Source organism: Epilithonimonas zeae, assembly GCF_900141765.1.
Lineage (GTDB): Bacteria > Bacteroidota > Bacteroidia > Flavobacteriales > Weeksellaceae > Epilithonimonas > Epilithonimonas zeae.
Window position 1 is genome coordinate 121,690 of record NZ_FSRK01000002.1, and the last position, 19,048, is coordinate 140,737.

18 protein-coding genes are annotated in these 19,048 nt (G+C 36.1%); 4 read left to right on the top strand and 14 right to left on the bottom strand.

Going from position 1 to position 19,048, the window contains the following annotated elements; genetic code table 11:
* The first annotated feature begins 179 nt into the window (after positions 1-179).
* Entirely contained in the window at positions 180-632 is a 453-nt protein-coding gene (locus BUR19_RS12340) for a VanZ family protein (protein ID WP_083600778.1), read from the top strand.
* Here BUR19_RS12340 and BUR19_RS12345 read toward each other — a convergent pair.
* The 4 genes from BUR19_RS12345 to pepT are packed head-to-tail and all read right to left on the bottom strand — an operon-like array spanning position 625 to position 4,184.
* Positions 625-1,524 (bottom strand): glycosyltransferase family 2 protein, encoded by a 900-nt coding sequence (locus BUR19_RS12345; RefSeq protein WP_074235770.1) that lies wholly within the window; start codon positions 1,522-1,524, stop codon positions 625-627. The two genes, BUR19_RS12340 and BUR19_RS12345, sit on opposite strands and share 8 nt — an antisense overlap.
* Positions 1,521-2,486 carry a glycosyltransferase family 9 protein gene (locus tag BUR19_RS12350; RefSeq protein ID WP_245799078.1) on the bottom strand — a complete coding sequence of 322 codons (966 nt, stop codon included), beginning with the start codon at positions 2,484-2,486 and terminating at the stop codon, positions 1,521-1,523. Before BUR19_RS12350 ends, BUR19_RS12345 begins: the two co-directional genes overlap by 4 nt.
* Positions 2,487-2,906 (bottom strand): SufE family protein, encoded by a 420-nt coding sequence (locus BUR19_RS12355; RefSeq protein WP_074235771.1) that lies wholly within the window; start codon positions 2,904-2,906, stop codon positions 2,487-2,489.
* A gap of 27 nt (positions 2,907-2,933) precedes the next feature.
* On the bottom strand, positions 2,934-4,184 hold the full coding sequence (gene pepT / locus BUR19_RS12360) for a peptidase T (protein WP_074235772.1): 1,251 nt from the start codon (positions 4,182-4,184) through the stop codon (positions 2,934-2,936).
* A gap of 255 nt (positions 4,185-4,439) precedes the next feature.
* On the opposite strand from pepT, the gene BUR19_RS12365 reads away from it, so the two are divergent.
* On the top strand, positions 4,440-5,288 hold the full coding sequence (locus BUR19_RS12365) for a beta/alpha barrel domain-containing protein (RefSeq protein WP_074235773.1): 849 nt from the start codon (positions 4,440-4,442) through the stop codon (positions 5,286-5,288).
* Between the two features lie 117 nt (positions 5,289-5,405).
* The gene (locus BUR19_RS12370) at positions 5,406-5,810 is read left to right on the top strand and encodes an OsmC family protein (RefSeq protein ID WP_074235774.1); all 405 of its coding nucleotides are present in this window, start codon (positions 5,406-5,408) and stop codon (positions 5,808-5,810) included.
* A 33-nt stretch (positions 5,811-5,843) separates the two neighbouring features.
* Here BUR19_RS12370 and BUR19_RS12375 read toward each other — a convergent pair whose 3' ends face one another.
* The 8 genes from BUR19_RS12375 to BUR19_RS12410 form a co-directional block, all read right to left on the bottom strand.
* Positions 5,844-6,170 carry an SUF system Fe-S cluster assembly protein gene (locus BUR19_RS12375; RefSeq protein ID WP_027383088.1) on the bottom strand — a complete coding sequence of 109 codons (327 nt, stop codon included), beginning with the start codon at positions 6,168-6,170 and terminating at the stop codon, positions 5,844-5,846.
* A gap of 1 nt (position 6,171) precedes the next feature.
* Positions 6,172-6,867 carry a 3'-5' exonuclease gene (locus BUR19_RS12380; RefSeq protein WP_074235775.1) on the bottom strand — a complete coding sequence of 232 codons (696 nt, stop codon included), beginning with the start codon at positions 6,865-6,867 and terminating at the stop codon, positions 6,172-6,174.
* A 77-nt stretch (positions 6,868-6,944) separates the two neighbouring features.
* Positions 6,945-8,279 carry a quinol:cytochrome C oxidoreductase gene (locus tag BUR19_RS12385; protein WP_074235776.1) on the bottom strand — a complete coding sequence of 445 codons (1,335 nt, stop codon included), beginning with the start codon at positions 8,277-8,279 and terminating at the stop codon, positions 6,945-6,947.
* Positions 8,280-8,291: 12 nt separating this feature from the next.
* On the bottom strand, positions 8,292-9,014 hold the full coding sequence (locus BUR19_RS12390; RefSeq protein ID WP_074235777.1) for a c-type cytochrome: 723 nt from the start codon (positions 9,012-9,014) through the stop codon (positions 8,292-8,294).
* Entirely contained in the window at positions 9,007-9,528 is a 522-nt protein-coding gene (locus BUR19_RS12395; protein WP_074235778.1) for a DUF3341 domain-containing protein, read from the bottom strand. The genes BUR19_RS12390 and BUR19_RS12395 overlap by 8 nt, the downstream gene beginning before the upstream one ends.
* The gene (nrfD, locus tag BUR19_RS12400) at positions 9,515-10,912 is read right to left on the bottom strand and encodes an NrfD/PsrC family molybdoenzyme membrane anchor subunit (protein WP_074235779.1); all 1,398 of its coding nucleotides are present in this window, start codon (positions 10,910-10,912) and stop codon (positions 9,515-9,517) included. The genes BUR19_RS12395 and nrfD overlap by 14 nt, the downstream gene beginning before the upstream one ends.
* Before the next feature lie 7 nt (positions 10,913-10,919).
* Positions 10,920-13,982 (bottom strand): TAT-variant-translocated molybdopterin oxidoreductase, encoded by a 3,063-nt coding sequence (locus BUR19_RS12405; RefSeq protein ID WP_074235780.1) that lies wholly within the window; start codon positions 13,980-13,982, stop codon positions 10,920-10,922.
* A 20-nt stretch (positions 13,983-14,002) separates the two neighbouring features.
* Complete coding sequence (locus tag BUR19_RS12410; protein WP_074235781.1) at positions 14,003-15,370, bottom strand: c-type cytochrome; 1,368 nt, start codon at positions 15,368-15,370, stop codon at positions 14,003-14,005.
* 187 nt (positions 15,371-15,557) lie between these two features.
* Here BUR19_RS12410 and BUR19_RS12415 point away from each other — a divergent pair, with 187 nt between their 5' ends.
* Positions 15,558-16,067: a sporulation protein gene (locus BUR19_RS12415; protein ID WP_074235782.1), complete on the top strand. Its 510-nt coding sequence runs from the start codon at positions 15,558-15,560 to the stop codon at positions 16,065-16,067.
* 54 nt (positions 16,068-16,121) lie between these two features.
* Here the strand turns inward: BUR19_RS12415 and BUR19_RS12420 are convergent, their stop codons facing one another.
* Both BUR19_RS12420 and BUR19_RS12425 read right to left on the bottom strand, forming a co-directional pair.
* A complete protein-coding gene (locus tag BUR19_RS12420; protein ID WP_245799079.1) occupies positions 16,122-17,399 on the bottom strand; it encodes a DUF6080 domain-containing protein in 1,278 nt (425 codons plus the stop codon).
* Positions 17,400-17,497: 98 nt separating this feature from the next.
* Positions 17,498-19,033, bottom strand: a complete 1,536-nt coding sequence (locus BUR19_RS12425; RefSeq protein WP_074235783.1) for a protein adenylyltransferase SelO — start codon at positions 19,031-19,033, stop codon at positions 17,498-17,500.
* Positions 19,034-19,048: the final 15 nt, after the last annotated feature.

Genomic DNA, 19,048 nt, shown 5'->3' on the forward strand with positions numbered 1-19,048 from the left:
ATTTTGTTAATTTTCATTTTTCAGTTTAACGTAATGTTAAATTTCATATAAAAAGTTAATCAATCGTTTAATATTTAGATTTTGGAAAGATTTTTGATGAATACAGCAGATAAAATTGTTGCAACCTATTTTTCTGGTATAAAACTCTTTTAATTACTAATCCTCTCAAAAGGAAACCTATGAAAAGATATTATGCAGTGTTAATTCCCTTTTACACTATTTTTCTATTATATATGATGTTTTACGGTTGTGGACGTCATCCCGAATTTGGATTCTTACAGCTCAATCCGCTTCAAAGTATCACTTACTTTTTGCGATATAACAACTTCTTCTCAGAAAAATTTATGGTTAATATCGTTGGTAATATTTTGGTATTCATTCCATTCGGTGGACTTGGTTTATTAATCAGAAAACTCAATAATTTACCATTGTTATTCTTTTTATTTATCTGTGGAATTTCTACGATAGAACTTTTACAATATTACACAGCTAGAGGAACAGCCGATATTGATGATGTTTTCCTGAATACTTTTGGAATGCTGATTGGATATTTTGCTTTACAGGTAGCAAAATGGCTGAATATATCTGATATCAGACTAGAATTGAATTACGAAAAGCCACTTACTACTTAGACATATAATAAATAAGTTGCCCTAATTTATAAAAATCAAGAGCTTTTAGTGAGGCATTTCCTCCTAAAAGCTTTTTTTGTAAGTATGGTTTCGATAATTTATAAATCAATCTATAAAGAAAAATTCCGCCTGTTTTTTTCAATCTGGAATAAGCTTTTGCAAGCTTTATTTTAGAGATTCTTTCTATGTCTTTATCACTTTTAATCAATTGAGAAAGACTTTTTGCAGATTGGTCGGCTTTAGCAAGAAAAACCTCGTTGGTCTCAACATCATTATTGAAAATCGGATTATCGATATGGTCAATAAAAACTTTGTTTTTGAAAAGGTCTTTTGCAAAAATCAAATCTTCGTAACCATATTGCGTAATCGTTTCATTGAAAGGATTCTTTTCTAATACCGATTTTCTAACAATAAAATTATTAGTCTGAAAATCCAGATAAGGAGATTTCAAACGTTGTTTTAAAGGTAGATTCTCCCTTTCCACTGCGAATCTCCATCTAAGTCCATATTCCGCAGAAGGCTTTACATCACTCACTTTTCTGCCACCAAAAACGACGTCGGGATTTTTAGTATTAATAAAATCGATATAATTTTTGAGAAAATTCTGACTGATGATTTTTCCATCACAATCAAGAAAAAGTAAATATTCTGACTGAGTATATTTAAGAAATAGATTTCGGATTTTAGAACGTCCAATGTTTTTATTTAGGAAAATAAACCGACTGACAGTCTTTTCTAAATTTTTATTTTTATTAATAAATTCAGCTTTAGAAGCATCATCGATTATGATAATTTCAGCATTCAATTGATTTGAATTAATCTGATTCTGAAGGTCATTCACCAAATCATTCACATCGAAATTATAAACAGGAATACAAATACTGAGCTTCATACTTTGTCTATAATTTTCTGAATGTCTAATTCCTCAAGACAAGCATAATCGCCCCGGAAACATGCTTTATCACCAAAAACAGAGCAAGGTCTGCAGGACAAATCTTTAACGTGGACAATGTCATCTTCACTTTGTCCGTAGCCCAAAAAGCCTGCATAATGATGAGTAGAACCCCAAACGGAGATACATCTTGTTCCCATCAAACTGGCCAAATGCATATTCGCCGAGTCCATAGAAATCATCAATTCTAACTCGGATATTTTTTGCAATTCTTCCTTAAGTGTCAATTTCCCGGACAAGCTATGGGTGTTGGGAATTTGTTTTTCCCATTTTGTGAGAATTTCGTTTTCCTCTTTTCCACCACCAAAAAAATAGACTTTGTGAGTTCTTGCAAGAATTCTTGCCAATTCAAAAGATTTTTCTTCAGGCATCATTTTCCCTTTGTGTTGGGCAAAAGGTGCGAAACCAATATCTTTTTTATTATCAGATTGATTTCTTAGCTGATGAGATAATTCAACATTAAATCCCATTCTCCTGAAAACATCCGCATAACGTTCAACGGTTCTTTTCAAAGGAAATTTATCAAGATTCCAAACATCTGTCAGTCGCTCTTTCTCTTCCTTTCCTTTATCAATTTGAAAAATTTTGTAACCGTGCCTGAAGAAAATGGAATTAATCATTTTCGTTCTAATCACATCGTGAAGGTCGGCAACATAATCTGGATTAAATTGCTTGATTAAATGTTTTGTCAGTTTTCTGATTCCGAAAATACCTTTGTAGTCATCGAAACTGACTCCTTGGAATTTCAGTCGTGGATGTTTGTCAAAAAGGTCTTTGAAATTGTCCCTGCTGACGAATACAATTTCTACATCAGGATTCTGCTCTAGAAACTCCACACAGACAGGAACTGTCATTGCTACATCTCCGAATGCCGAAAAACGATATGCCAGAATTCTTTTCACCTATTTTTTTAGTTGAAATGCAACTGCGTAAAATTTGATTTGTTTCGTCATTGCCATCAAGCCATTCGCTCTTGACGGAGACAAAAATTCCTGTAACCCAATTTCTGAAATGAAATCAAAATCAGAATCCAAAATCTCTTGTGTAGAATGTCCGCTGTAGATTCTTACCAAAAGTGAAACAATTCCTTTTGGCAAAATCCCGTCAGAATCTGCATTGAAAAACAATTTCCCATCTGTAAATTCTGCATCAATCCAAACTTTGGATTGACAACCTCGGATAAGATTTTCATCTGTTTTTTTTTCCTCAGGAAGTCCTTTCAGCTCTTTCCCAAGGTCTATGATATATTCATATTTCTGCTCCCAATCGTCCAGAAAGGCGAATTCTTCTATTAATTCTTGTTGTTTTTCTTTGATTGTCATTCAGAATTGATTTGAATTAAAATTAAATTATTTTACCGATTGAGCAATATTTGCAATCACTTTAACAGCCGCCAACATACTTTCCAAAGGTACAAATTCGTAAGGTCCGTGGAAGTTATGTCCACCAGCAAAGATATTAGGACAAGGCAATCCCATATAAGATAGCTGCGCACCGTCTGTTCCCCCTCTAATTGCTTTGATTTTTGGCTCGATTCCGGAATCTTTCATTGCCTGTTCTGCAATATCTATAATGTGCATTTTGCCTTCGAACAGCTTTTTCATATTGAGATATTGCTGTTTGATTTCTATTTCAGCAGTCTTCTCGCCATACTTTTTGTTGATTGCTTCAACTTTTTCAGCAATCAGTTTTTTTCTGTCTTCAAATTTTTGGTCATCGTGGTCACGGATAATGTATTGAAGTTTAGCCTCTGAAACATCGCCTTCGAAATCTGTCAGATGGAAAAACCCTTCAAAACCTTTTGTCGTAGCAGGCGTTTCATTTTCTGGTAATGAATTGATGAACTCTGAAGCCACTAAACCAGCATTCAGCATTTTACCGAAAGAATAACCTGGATGAACAGACAATCCGTGGATTTTAACCACAGCTCCGGCAGCATTGAAGTTTTCATATTCCAATTCCCCAATTTCTCCGCCGTCCATTGTATATGCCCACTCAGCTCCAAATTTTTCTACATCAAAGTGATGTGCGCCTCTTCCAATCTCTTCATCCGGATTGAATCCAATAGATATTCTGCCGTGTTTGATTTGAGGATTTGTTAAAAGAAATTCGGCTGCTGTTACAATTTCTGCAACACCGGCTTTGTCATCAGCACTCAACAATGTTGTTCCGTCTGTTGTGATGATGGTTTGTCCGATATACTTTTTTAAGGATTCAAATTTGGTTGATGACAAAATGAATCCGGTTTCCTTATTCAGTAACAAGTCTTCGCCGTCATAATTTTCCCAAATCTGTGGATTCACATTCTCACCGTTGAAATCCGGAGACGAATCGTAATGTGCAATGAATCCAACTTGTGGAACTTTCTCTTCTTTATTAGAAGGAATAAATCCAAAAACGTATCCTTTTTCATCTATACTCACATCTTCCAATCCCAAATCCTGCAATTCTTTGTACAAGTAATTGGCAATATCCCACTGCCTTTCTGTAGAAGGTGTAGTCTCACTTTCTGCGTCGCTGGTTGAAAATATCTTAATGTATGTGATGAATCTGTTAAGGAGTTTTTCTCTCCAAATACCGTCTAATTGGATGTTTTCCATATAATTTGCTATATCTCCGCAAAGTTATATATTTATGCAGTGAACGACAAATAATATCTGATGATTGATAAGTTGTGAATTATCAAAGTCTTGAATGTTTGTTCGCGCGAGCGAAGCGAGCGCCGATGAGTATTACTGGAACGTCGAATCACAGCAGCCCGACTTGAGTGGAGCTCTTTTTCTTTTTATCAAAAAAGAAAAAAGCGGGAACGGAAGGCGGATAAAGCTGCCCAAATAATTATAAAAACGATACAAATGTTCTTAACCGAGTGTCCACGTGACGCGATGCAAGGCTGGGGAGAAATGATTCCCACGCAGAAAAAAATAGATTACATCAACCGCCTGATGGAAGTGCGTTTTGATGTCCTGGATTGCGGAAGCTTCGTGAATCCGAAAACTATGCCTCAAATGGCTGATTCCGGAATTGTGGTGGACGAAATTGACAAATCGCTTTCCAACACAAAACTGTCTGTTGTTGTTGCGAATCTTCGTGGTGCCGAAAAAGCCTTGAGCCATGAGCAAATCGATATTCTGGGTTTTCCTTTTTCCATCTCCGAAACTTTCCAACACAGAAATACCAATAAAAGCAGAGAAGAAGCTTTCACCGAAGTAGTGAATATCTTAGAACTTACAAAATCTCAAGGCAAACAACTGAATCTGTATTTTTCGATGGCTTTTGGAAACCCTTATGGGGAAAGCTGGAAATGGGAAGATGTGGACTTTTGGGCAAAACGTTTTGAAGAAATTGGAATCAAAGATGTTCTTTTATCCGACACTACTGGTGTTGGCAATGTGGAAAGGATTTCGCTTTTGTTTAATAAAATTCCTGCAAAATATCCCAGCATTAATTTCGGTGCTCATTTTCATAACCGATACGAGGATTCTTATATCAAACTGAAAGCAGCTTATGATGAAGGCTGCAGAAGATTTGACAGTGCCATAAAAGGAATCGGCGGTTGTCCGATGGCGAAAGATGATTTGGTGGGAAATATGCCGACTGAAAAGGTTTTTACATTTATGTCATCTGAGAAAATCGATATTCATCAGAATCTTCTTCATTTTGAAAGTGCTTACAATATGGCGAAAGATATTTTTCATTTTTAATTTACTGTCCAACATATATATTTTATCATATTTTAATAATTATTCATATTTGAAATTCAGGATTTCAAAAAAATGATGTAAATTTATTACAGAAAAAATAATTAAAAACTAGCAGTTATGACTTCAAAAACGACTTATGTAGGTGAGAATAGGATTGATTCTGTACACGAAAGCTCTGGAGATGTTTTCACTTCATATATTCCTACCAGTGACTTTAGTGTACGAGAACACTTTTCTCCAACAGATATTTTTGCAACTGCTTTGGCGCAAAGTGTTTTTGCACACCTAGTTGTGTTAGCAAAAGATAGACATATTGATATTACTGGTGCAACTTGCGACCTGAAAAAGACAATGTATTATGAGCCAAGAAGAATTGGTGAGATTTTCTGCGTTTTCAAATTCCCTAATTCTTACACTTTGGAAGAACAAGAATTTTTAGAAAATGCGGTGAGAAATAGTCCGGTTTATCTAAGTCTTAACGAAGACATCAAGAAAATTTTTCTTTTCGAATATAAAAACTAAAAAATGAATCCTGCTTTTTAGCAGGATTTATTTTTATAACATACCAAGTTCAAACTTGGCTTCTTCACTCATCATTTCTTTGGTCCAAGTTGGTTCAAATGTGAGTTCGATTTTTGCTGATTTCACACCTTCCACACCTCTTACTTTATCTTCTACTTCTACCGGAAGGGTTTCTGCAACCGGACAATTCGGAGAAGTTAATGTCATTATCACGAGAACTTCACCTTCATCAGAAATCTGTACATCGTAAACCAATCCTAATTCATAAATATCAACCGGAATTTCAGGGTCAAAAACCGTTTTAAGTTCTTTAATTATTTCTTCCCCAATATCAGCAATTTGGTCGTCTGTATATTTCATTTTAATCTAATCTTTTTAATAAATCTTCCTGACGCATCCGCCTGAAAATATTCGCCAAAGTTAAGACATCTTTTTCACAATAATGAATGATTCTGTCTATATCACCGTCTTTGTAGTATATATCGGCAACCATACTTCCATCGATATCGTCTTTTGGAGTAGGAATTCCGAAGATATGAGCTAATAATTCCAGCGAAACATAACTTTTCCAATCTCCAAATTTCCAGAGTTCCATCGTATCGATATGAGGAATTTCCCAAGGTTTTTTTCCAAACATTTGAAACGGGATTGGTGGTTGAATTCCATTAATTAAAAGCCTTCTTGCAATGTAAGGAAAATCAAATTCTTTTCCATTATGTGCACAAAGAATAACATTATTTAATCGAGGACTGTTGAATAACTCGCAGAATGAAATTAATAAATCCTTCTCTTCCCCAGAATAAGTTTTGATTTTAAGCTTTCCTGTATTGCTGTCAATCATTCCAATAGAAATACAGATAATCATTCCAAATTCAGCCATAATTCCTGCTCGTTGCTCATAGAATTCTGAAGCTTCGATTTCGTCTTTTCTCTGAGATTTAGTTTTCTTATCCCAAAGATATTGTGTTGTGGGATCGAGGTTATTCCAAGTGTCAATTTGTGGAACAGTTTCAATGTCGAGGAAAAGTATATTTTCGATTGGGATCTTATGAATCATTTGTCTTTTGTTTCTTTAAAATTAATAAAAAAACCCAACATTGCTGCTGGGTTTTATATGTTCTATTCTAAAATTAATTAGAAAGGATATTCGTAAATCTCTGATTCGTGGAAGAAAGGGTTTCCAGTAGGCATCAATTTTAGTTTTGATAAAGCTGTCATTACTGTGAACGTAAACAATCCAATCACAAATACAAATGAACCTAATACCAATAATGCGTTTGAAGCATTGTTCCAGTATGGACCAACTGTTCCCGGCATTACCATATTGAAGTAATCTACGGCGTGACCAATAATTACAACACAAGCCATAAATGTAACCACTTTGTAATTTCTCTTGATGCTACTACTTACTAAAACCAATAGCGGAGCCAAGAAATTGATAATCAACATTGGTAGGAATGTCGGTGCATAATATTCGAATCTACCAAAGAAGTAGTTAACCTCTTCTGGAACGTTAGCATACCAATAAAGCATAAACTGACAGAACCAAAGGTAAGACCACAACATACTTGTAGCAAATAAGAATTTACCAAGATCGTGAAGGTGGTTATTATTGAACTGAGGATAAACTCCTTTTTTCTTAAGATAAACACTGATGATAATCATTACAGCAATAGAAGTAGATAAACAACTAACCATTGAATACCAAATATAAAGCGTAGAATACCAGTGAGGGTCAATAGACATCAACCAATCCCAAGCCCAAGCTGCAGAAGCAAACCCGAAGAATGCGATATAACCAACGCTCCAGCTATATAAACTAGCGTAGATCTTTCTGTTTCCTTTGTTCTCATCTACTTTTTTAGAAACACTCTTTAATTTTAAAACAAAAAATGTTGCTCCTAATACATAAATAAGAGTTCTGATAGCATAAAAAGGAATATTAAGGAATCTTTTCTTTTCAAATAATATGACATCAAATTCTGGAGAATTTGGATCTGTCAATTCTGGATCCATCCAATGGAAAAGGTGTCCGTATCCTGAGATATTCAAAAGCATTATAATTACTAATAATGCTCCTCCGTAAGGAATGAATGAAGCAATCGCTTCCATTACTCTTGTTACAATAATAGACCAACCTGCGTGTGCTGCGTGCTGGATACTGTAAAAGAATAATGCACAACAGCTAATTCCAAATGCAAATACCGCAAATGTGTGAATAGCTGCCAAAGGCTGATTATGAATCTGATGTTTTGCGTGCTCCAGATGAGCATTGTGATCCTGAGGACCAACTAACTCACTGGAATGTGTAGGCGCTTCGTGACCTTTTGAGTGGACAGATTCCATCCAATGAGAAATTGCAGTATCATCCAATCCGTGGTTAAGTGCATAACCAATACCGAATAAAACAACTCCTACAACAATGAGTATAATTGAATATAATCTTAATTTAGGTGAAAAACTATACATTTTCTTCTTTTTTTATTTAGCATTGGTTTTAGCTTCAGCTGCTGCAGGAGCAGTAGAAGTTTTCTCTGTCGTAGCTGGAGCGGCGGCTGCCGGAGCTGCAGTTGCAGTTGGCGCTTTAAAAGTATTATAAACGTATAAAGCTACTCTCCATCTATCTCCCACATTCAGTTGTCCTGCGTAAGATCCCATTGCATTCCTACCATTAGTCAAAACATAATGTACAGATCCTATTGTGATATCTCTATCTGCATAGTTTGGAACTCCTGAATAAGCACCGCTTTGTACAATTGGTCCTTGTCCATCTCCACCTGTACCGTGACAAGCAGAACAAGTATGATCAAACAATACTTTTCCTCTTGCCAAATCTTTCTCAAGATTTTTAGGATCCAAAGGAGAAGCTGTAATCAATTTTGAAGCATCATATCCTGCATTATATTCATCTACATTTTTAGGCAGACTTTCTTCACTTACAATTCCGTCTCTGTTTTGTGCAACAGAACCTTCTACTGGTGAAAGACCTGTAGCGCCATTACGAGAAACAAAGGCAGGAATTTCATTTTCGTGGTCAGAATATGCATCCTTAGCTTTCATCAATGGATCGTAAGCTACCGGGAAATACATATCTGGAAAATATACCAAAGGTGGATTATCTTTTGGACCGCAAGAATTCAGTAACACAGTTGTTAAACCAAAGATTGCTGTCATTTTTAATATACTATTCTTCATCTTAGGCATCTTTAACAGTTATTTCTTCAACACCTGTATCAATCAACAGTTGTTTAATCGTTTCAACATCATCAGACACAAACTCCATCATAAACTTGTCATCCGTAGTTCTTGGATCTGGATTCTGAGGTTTTGCTCCAGGATACATTTTGTTTCTTACCAAGAAAGTCAATGACATCAAGTGAGCAGAACAGAATACCATCAATTCGAACATTGGATCCACGAAAGCCGGCATATTGTGCAACCAGTCAAATGATGGTTTACCACCAATATTCTGTGGCCAGTCGTGATTCATAATATATGCTGTCAAAGTGATACCGATGGTAACTCCATAACAAGCATAGATAAATGCTGCGTCAGAAATTCTAGTTTTCTTTAATCCAAGAGCTTTGTCAAGTCCGTGAACAGGGAATGGCGTATAAACTTCGTTTATAGATATTCCTTTATCAGTAAAGGCTTTAACGCCGTGCATCAAATCATCGTCGTCGCCGTAAAGTCCATATATAATCTTAGTGGTGCTCATCTCCTTCTTTTGCTTTATAAGTTTCACCGGAAATTTTCAAAATACTCTTCAATTCGGCCTGTGCAATTACAGGGAATGTTCTCGCATATAAAAGGAATAATACAGAGAAGAAACCGATTGTTCCAAGATATACACCAACGTCAATAACAGTTGGCTTAAACATCGTCCAAGAAGATGGTAAATAATCTCTAGACAAGTTGATAACGATAATATCAAAACGCTCAAACCACATACCGATGTTGATAATCAATGCGATGATGAATGTCCAGAAGATATTGGTTCTAACTTTTTTGAACCAGAACGCTGCCGGTACAACCAAGTTACAGATAATCAATGCCCAGAATGCCCACCAATAAGGCCCTACTGCTGCTCCTGGAGAAAGATAAGTAAAATCTTCAAATCTTGATCCAGAATACCATCCGATAAAATATTCAGTGGCGTAAGCTACAGTTACCATACCACCTGTTACAACGATTACGATATTCATAATCTCGATGTGGTACATAGTGATATAATCTTCAAGGTGACAAACTTTTCTTGCTACCAACAATAGTGTTTGTACCATTGCAAAGCCTGAGAAGATCGCACCAGCCACGAAATATGGAGGATAGATTGTTGAGTGCCATCCTTTGATTACCGACGTAGCAAAGTCAAATGATACGGTCGTGTGTACCGAGAATACAAGTGGCGTCGCTAAACCTGCAAGAACCAAAGATAGCTCTTCGAATCTTTGCCAGTGTTTTGCTTTTCCACCCCATCCAAAAGCAAGAAGTGTATAAATCTTTTTATTGAAAGGCGTTTTAGCTCTATCTCTAATCATTGCAAAGTCAGGAATCAATCCCATAAACCAGAATACCACTGATACAGAGAAATAAGTCGAGATTGCAAATACGTCCCAAAGTAACGGCGAGTTGAAGTTGGTCCAAAGTGTACCGAATTGGTTAGGCAAAGGGAAAACCCAATATCCAACCCAAACTCTACCCATGTGGATAACCGGGAAGATAGCCGCCTGACAAACCGCGAAGATAGTCATCGCTTCTGCAGAACGGTTAACAGACATTCTCCATCTTTGTCTAAATAATAGTAGTACAGCAGAGATCAATGTTCCGGCGTGACCGATACCTACCCACCATACGAAGTTAGTAATATCCCAACCCCAGTTGATAGTTCTGTTAAGTCCCCACGCACCGATACCTGTTCCCACAGTATAAGCGATACAACCGAATCCATAAACGAACAGAACTAAAGCCGCATACAATGATGCCCACCATAATTTTCCTGCACGTTCTTCGATAGGTCTTGCGATATCTTCTGTGATATCGTGATAAGTCTTATGACCAATAATTAAAGGTTCCCTTATCGGAGCTTCGTAATGTCCTGACATTTTTTACCTATTTATTATTTAAACTTTCTTTTCTGTTTCTGATTTTTGTGTGATAGAATACGTTTGGTTTTGTACCAATCTCTTCTAACAACGTGTATTTTCTGTTGCTATTGAACAAGCTACGAACTTCTGAATCTACATCATTCATATCTCCAAATTTCATAGCGCCGGTAGAACAAGCAGCAGCACAAGCACAAGAAGCCTGGAACTCTGCATCTGTTACTCTTCTGCCATCTTTTTTAGCATTCAGGATAGTCAACTGAGTTTCTTGGATACACAATGAACATTTCTCCATTACCCCTCTTGTTCTTGTAACAACGTCTGGGTTAAGAACCATTCTTCCAAGGTCATTATTCATATTGAAGTCAAACTTGTCATTCAATGCATAATTGAACCAGTTGAATCTTCTTACTTTATAAGGACAGTTGTTCGCACAATATCTAGTACCGATACATCTGTTGTAAGCCATTTGGTTTTGACCTTGCTTACCATGAGATGTTGCAGCAACCGGACAAACAGTCTCACAAGGAGCGTGGTTACAGTGCTGACACATTACCGGCTGGAAGATTACATCTGGATTCTCAGCCGCATTTTCCAATGCTCCCTCAATTCCTAAAAGGCTACTTCCGTAAAGTTCTGGCACTGCCATTCCTTCTTTAAGACCTTCGTAAACTTCAACTTTTTGTTCTGTAGAATAGTAACGGTCAATTCTTAACCAATACATATCTCTAGACATTCTGATTTCTTCTTTACCTACAACAGCAACATTGTTTTCAGCCTGACAAGCAATAACACAAGCACCACAACCAGTACACGAGTTAAGGTCAACTGATAAGTTGAAGTGAGGACCATCTGTATCATCAAAAGAATCCCAAAGGTCAATTTTACCAATTGGAAGTTCACCTCCAATTGTGTGCATTGCCAAAGGTTTGTTCCACTCATCTACTGGTTTGTTGATGAAATCGTCCAAGGTAACTTCTTTAGCGATCTCATAACGACCCATCAATGTATTTTGAAGCTGCATCCCTGCAAATTCATAATCTTCTCCTGTTTTTTCAATTTTTACATTCGTAAGAACTGTATTGTAACCATCGAATAATGGATAAGCATTAACACCTGTATCAGCTACTTTACCAGAATCTTTTTTACCATAACCAAGCGCCAATCCTAATGAACCCTCTGCCTGACCTGGCTGAATAAATACTGGAACATTCTCAAGAGTAACACCATTTACTGTTAATTTAACAGTATCTCCGTCCAACTGCATTCTCGCATTAAGCTTATTCTCAAGACCCAAAGCTTTTGCATCTTTTGGAGAAATCGTCAGGTAGTTATCCCAAGATAGTCTAGAGATTGGATCCGGCATTTCCATCAACCAAGGGTTGTTAGATTGTGTTCCGTCTCCTATTGCTGACTTAGTATAAAGTTGTAATTCTAATTGACCTGCTTTGAAAGCTGATAATTCAGCAACAGCTTGAGCTGCATTTCCACCAGAATAAGCTAATCCTGTAGAAATTCCACCTTCTGTAAAACCATTATAAAGTGTTTTATTGAAAGTTTTACCAGCATTAAGTGTTAAAGCATTAGCCTTAAGATAATCGTAGTAATTGTTAGCAGGACTATTTTTTCCGTTGATCCAAACTAAGATAGATTCTTCAAGCTGTCTGGATTTGTAGATTTTTTGGATTGTTGGCTGCATCAAAGAGTAAGCTCCAGTTTCCGGAGTGATATCTCCCCAAGATTCTAGCCAGTGTGCGAAAGGAATAACTGCTTTAGAAGCTTTATAGATATCATTTTTCTTATCTGTAATGGCTACAGAGTAAGAAACTTTTTCAATCGCTGCTTTTAAAGATTGTCCTTTTGCGTGAGAGTAGATTGGGTTGATATTATTAGTAATAAGAACACCAACTTGTCCTCCATTCAACCAAGATAAAAATTCATTGAATCTTGCGTTGTCATATTCTTTAAGGAAATTAGCTTTACCAGTGAAAGCTTTGGATCCTAATTTTTGATTGATTAAGTGAGCTAAAACATAAGCTGCTTTTGAACCATCTGCCAAAACAACTGCTTTATCTCCTTTTGCCTGAAGTTCTTTAACGATTTCAGAAGCTACTTTATCAGAAGGTCCTCCATTTAATCCATTATAAACTTCAACCAAAGTTTTGAAAACTGCACTTGGCTTCAATCTGTATCTTGAATCTGAGTTAGCACCAGTCAAACTAAGGTTTGATTCAACTTGAATATGCCTTAACATATCAGGACCTGGTTTTCTAGCTGCAGCATAAGAAACTTCTAAGCTAGAAGCATTATAATCTCCCAGGAAATCTGCATTGAAAGAAACAACTAACTGAGAAGTGCTAAGATCGTAAACCGGTAATGCTCTTTGTCCGAAAACTTCCTGAGCTGCATCTAATGCTGCTGCGTAAGGAATTGCATCATAAGTTACTAATTCAGCTGAAGGATATTTTGCTTTGAAATCTCCAAACAACTTTTTGAAAGTTGGACTTGGGAAAGAGTGAGATAATACTACAATCTTTTTTCCGCCAGCCTGAGATTCTGTTAAACCTTTTAGGATAAAATCATCAACTTTATTGAAATCTTCTTGCTCATCACCATTCAAAGCTGGTTTTTTCACTTTATCATTATCATAAAGAGAAAGAACACTTGCCTGAGCTCTTGCATTGGTTGTTCCAAGAGAACCCGCAGCAGGATTAGGATCGATTCTGATAGGACGACCTTCTCTTGTTTTAACTAAAACGCTAGAGAAATCGAAACCATCAAAATAGGAAGACGCATAGAAATTAGGAATCCCTGGAATAATATCGTGTGGTTTAACCACATAAGGAATTGTTTTGATAACCGGAGCTTCACAAGCTGCCAAAGTTACAGCAGCTGTAGAGAATCCCAGCAACTTAAGAAAATCTCTACGAGAAGTTCCTTCTTTACTAGAATCGTCTAAGAATTCTTCAACCGGAATTTCATTCTGGAACTCTTTAGCAGCCAACTTTCCATTCAAAGTTGGATCTTTTAGTTCGTGAATACTTCTGAATTGTATTTTATTTGAAGCCATTTATACTTCTAATTTTGTTATTAATAATGACATTTACCACACTCAAGACCTCCAATTGCATCTACAGTGATCTTGCTTCCTTCACCATATTGTTTTTTCAACTTATCATGCAAATTTTTGAAGTATTCTTTATTATAACCGTTGTTCATATCTACTTCTGTAGTTCTGTGACAATCGATACACCAACCCATTGTGAAGTTGTTAGCCATCTGAACCACGTTCATTGTATCAATTTTACCGTGACAAGCTTTACAAACGACATCAATTTTGTTTGAGGCATCTTTTTGCTTAGCGTTGAAGCTATTGATAATTGCCTGCTCACCAGCTACAACGTGTTGTGAGTGATTGAAATATACGAAGTCTGGCATATTGTGAATTCTTGTCCACTCTACCGGTTCTGTTTTACCAGTATAAGCTTGTTTAGACTCATCCCAACCTACGTGTGCGTAAAGCGTTTTGATTTGACTTGTGTAGAATTCTCTGTCTTTTCCTGGCTCGATGTATTTACCTTTATACTCAGAAATAGATCTGTGACAGTTCATACAAACGTTAAGAGAAGGAATCTCGGAAACTTTACCATACTTAGCACCTGAGTGACAAAGCTGACAGTCGATTTTATTTTCTCCGGCGTGGATCTTGTGAGAGAAGTAAATTGGTTGTTCAGGAGCGTATCCTTTATAAACACCAACCCACATCAACCAGTTCCAAACACCATAAGCAGCGAATAACGCTAGCAAACCAACGATACCTTTTCCTACAAAACTATACTTCTCATATAAAGCAGAGAAAGAAACAACTCTTGTAGAATTAAGTTCTGATAACTCTGGAGACTGTTGGATTTTTACTAATTGACGAATTTTAAGCAACAACCAGAACAATAATCCTGCGATTGCGATCAGTGCAGCAATCATAATTTTAGAATTCAATTGTTGAGCTTTTGCCGCTTCGATAGATGCAGTAGTATCTACTGCTGTTGCGCCCTCAGCTTCTGCTGCCGGCTCTTCTTTTGGAGGATTGGTGGTGTATTCTAAGATATCATCGATATCCTGATCAGAAAGTTTCCCTTCGAATACCTGCATCGCAACCTTTCCATTTTCTTCATAGATTTTGTTTGCGTATGCATCACCAGATGCTCTAAGCTTCTCATTATTGCTGATCCATTTATGAAGCCAATCAACATCCTGACCGTCTTTTTTAACTTTTTCAACAACACCGCCAAGTGCAGGTCCTACAACTTTTTTGTCCAATGCGTGACAAGCAGTACAGTTTGCCTTGAAAAGCTCCTGTCCCTTTTTCGGATCACCTTGTGCATAAACGGAAGCGCCGGTTGACAACAATAGACCAATTGCTATCAGACCCTTTTTGTAATGCTTTCTCCAACTAATCATTTATATAATCTTGGGTTAGTAAAATTTATTGAGTTTACATTCAATTCCGCAAAAATAGCACTTTAACAAAAATTAAGACGACCTTATCGGATGGTTTTTGTCAATTCTAATTAATTTGTAAACGTTCTAAATAACAGAGTTTGCGTTTCATTCAATTTATTCTAAATTTGTAAAAAATAATTTTTAAATGAACCATCTGCTTAAGCTTTTCATCTTCTCAGCTCTATTTTGTTTTTACCAAATTGATGCTCAATATGTTGTAAAAAAAGATACTTTATCGGGAACTGAACTTTCTTTCTCACTGGATGAACGTGTAAATGATGCTTTGGAAAAGATAGAGGACAAATGCGACCGTAATGTAGGTGCTCCTGTAAAAACTCCGACAAAAGTTCTTGTCGCTAGCAGAGAACTTACAAATGCTGAGATTTGCAGAAAGAATCCAAAAATTATGGGTTTCAAAATCCAGGTGGTAATTGTAAAAAGTAATGATGAAGCCAGAAAAATTGCTACAGAATTCCGAGGTAACTTTAGAAATCTAAAAGTAGAAACAGATGCTTCTTTAAGACCTAATTATAAAATACTGGCAGGAAGTTATTTCTCGACACAAAGCGCATCCGACGATCTTCGGAATATAAAAAAGGTTTATCCTTCCGCAAGAGTCATTCCTTACGCCGTCTTTTGTGTGGAAGCTAAATAAAAATAAATTAGATAAAAAATAACAAAATCGCCTTCGGATTTCCGAAGGCGATTTTTATCTGTAGTAAGTTTCCAGAAATTGGTAAAACTCTGTGATTCGATAAAAATTATTGACGCCAATGTAAACGGTCATTATCAAAAGCATTCCGAAAATTAAACTCGTTATCATTGCTTTTTCCCTAAAACTAAAGAACAGCCAACCGAGCAAAAGTGGATATACAAACACGAAATGCCCACCATAAATATAAGACGTATGAAGTCCGAATTTCAAAATGCAATGAACCAAAACATCAAATAAAAATGTAATTACAAGAATCCAAACCAATTTGTTTTTATAGTTTTTGAAAACACTCCAAGTCATCATTACTAAAACAAGCGCTATGAAAATATATGGAACCGCTGATGTATAAACATCCATAAACAAAGCTTTGTAATAAAACGTTTTGTCTTTGTTATGATAGTCTCGGATTTCGTAATTCGAAAACAAAATATTCCCGCCAAAAAACCAAGAGTAAATCATATCCCAAAGTGGTGTCACTTTTGGCTGAGAGAATTTGTCATATTGTTCTTCGGTTTTGTTGAGGAAATTCTGGAAGTTAAAATTCAGTCTCAGCATAAAAAGGAATACAAAAACAACAACTGAAGTCGCAATTTTCGCCACCGCCATTCCGATTTTTTTCCAGTTCCAGAAGATTTTTTTCTCAAACAAGAACGGAATATAAACTTTAATAATATTGGTAATCGTCAATCCACCGATGAAAACAGAACCGAAAATCGTTGCTCCAAATGAAATTGCTTTTTCTTCCTGAATTTTTCTTGCTGAATAATAATTGAAAATTGAAAGAAACAATAAAGTGTAAGTATAAGTTTCTGGCGTGAAACTCAACAAAATATTCGTCACAAACAATCCGTAAAAAGCCAAAATCAACAAGCTGATTTTCAATGGAAGTTGAATAATATTATTGAGATATTTGAAGATTTGAACATTGGCAAGAGAAATCACAACGGTTGAAAATAATGACAAAACAAGCCTAAAAACAGAATCATATCGATTTCCGGAAATCCATAACGCAAAATCTCTGATGCAATCGAAAAAATAATTGGATAATGGATGTCTTTCAAAACCACCTCCAGTCTGCACAATCGCTCTATTATCAAAACTGAAATACCCATCCCATGGAATTCTGTCATCATAAACGATTCGGAAATTCTCCGCAATGAACCACGCATTTGCGCCATAAAGAATGACAAAAAATAGGAAAATCAACAATTCTGCTTTAGTTGAAGGAAAAATGATTTTCAGAATGGATAGAATTTTATTCAGGATTTTCAAGTTTGCAATATTTCTGCAAAAATAAAGAAAACCCTTTCAGAGTTTGAAACTCTGAAAGGGTTTTTTATGAATTATCAAACATTTATACAAAATATAGATTAGGAACTACAAGACAATTGACTACAACCTGTTTGATTATCATATTTTGAAGGACGTTTCTGATTGAACTCCGGAAAGAGGTTTTCATAAGGATTTCGTAAAGCTTCTTTGAGTTTGAAAAACATTTTGTAATCGCCATTTTCCGCATCTTGAATCGCTTCGAATAACAGATAATTTCTTAAAATAAATTTCGGATTTGTTTTGGACATCAATGCTAAAGATTCTCTTTCTGAGATTTTATTTTTGAGTTTTCTTTCCTGATATTTTTCGATAAAATTAGAAAGTCTTTTCAGTTCATTTTCATTTAGATTTCGGTAAAAAGAATTTGAGAAATCATCAGTTTTAATTTCTGAAGCTGGTTTCTCAAGACTTTGGAAAAATAAAGTATAATCCAAATTCAAATCCTGCATCAGTTGTTGCCATCCGGTAAAAAACCGTTCATCTTCCTGCAAAACCTCATCGAAACCAAATTTGTCAGCTAACATTTTATCATGTTCTGTCCAGAAGCGTTTTCCGTAATCGTCCAGGATTTTTTCCAGAATTTCAGAATCATTAATCAAAGGAAAAATAGCGTTCGCTAAAGCGGCCAAATTCCAATGAGAAATCTGCCCTTGTTTTCCAAAAGCATATCTTTTTCCTGGCAAGTCTGTTGTATTCGGCGTGAATTCCAAATCATAACCATCCATCATAGAGTAAGGTCCATAATCAATCGTCAATCCTAGAATCGACATATTATCGGTATTCATCACGCCGTGAACAAACCCGACGCGATACCAATTGATTATCATATTCAAAGTTCTGTCGCAAATTGCCTGAAACCAATCAATATATTTATTTGAATTATTTTCTGAATTGATTTCTGGATAAAAATTTTCAATTGTATAATCAGCCAATTCTTTTAATAAGTCAGTTTGATTTCTCGCCGATAGCAATTCAAAATGTCCGAAACGGAGAAACGACTCAGCTGTTCTTACCACAACAGCACCTTGTTCTTTCTGCGGGTTTCCGGAATATTGTATATCACGAATCACATCTTCACCAGTTTTCGAAAGGCTCAAAGCCCTTGTTGTAGGAACACCAAGATGAAACATCGCTTCACTCATCAGATATTCCCGAATCGAGGAACGCAAAACTGCCCTTCCGTCTGCGTGTCTGGAATAAGGTGTTGCTCCTGCTCCTTTCCATTGGATTTCGGTTTGATGATTTCCGTTTTGAATTTCGCCAGCATAGATTGCTCTTCCATCTCCCAATTGACCTGCCCAATTTCCAAACTGATGACCTGCATAAGCTGTTGCATAGGATCTAACATTATCCGGAAGATTTTGCGCTGCTAAGAAATCTTTATCATTTTCTAAATTTCCCAAACCAATTTCGAAAGACAGTTCTTCATTAAAATCAATTAACTCAGTTTGATCAAAATCAGCAGGTTCTACTGTACAGAACATTACATCTGGTGTTTGTCTCTGCATGGGATTTCCAGAAAAATCTCCTGAAAAAACTTTAGTGAATTTTTGGGTAATATTTTTTATATTCATTTATCAAAAATCCCG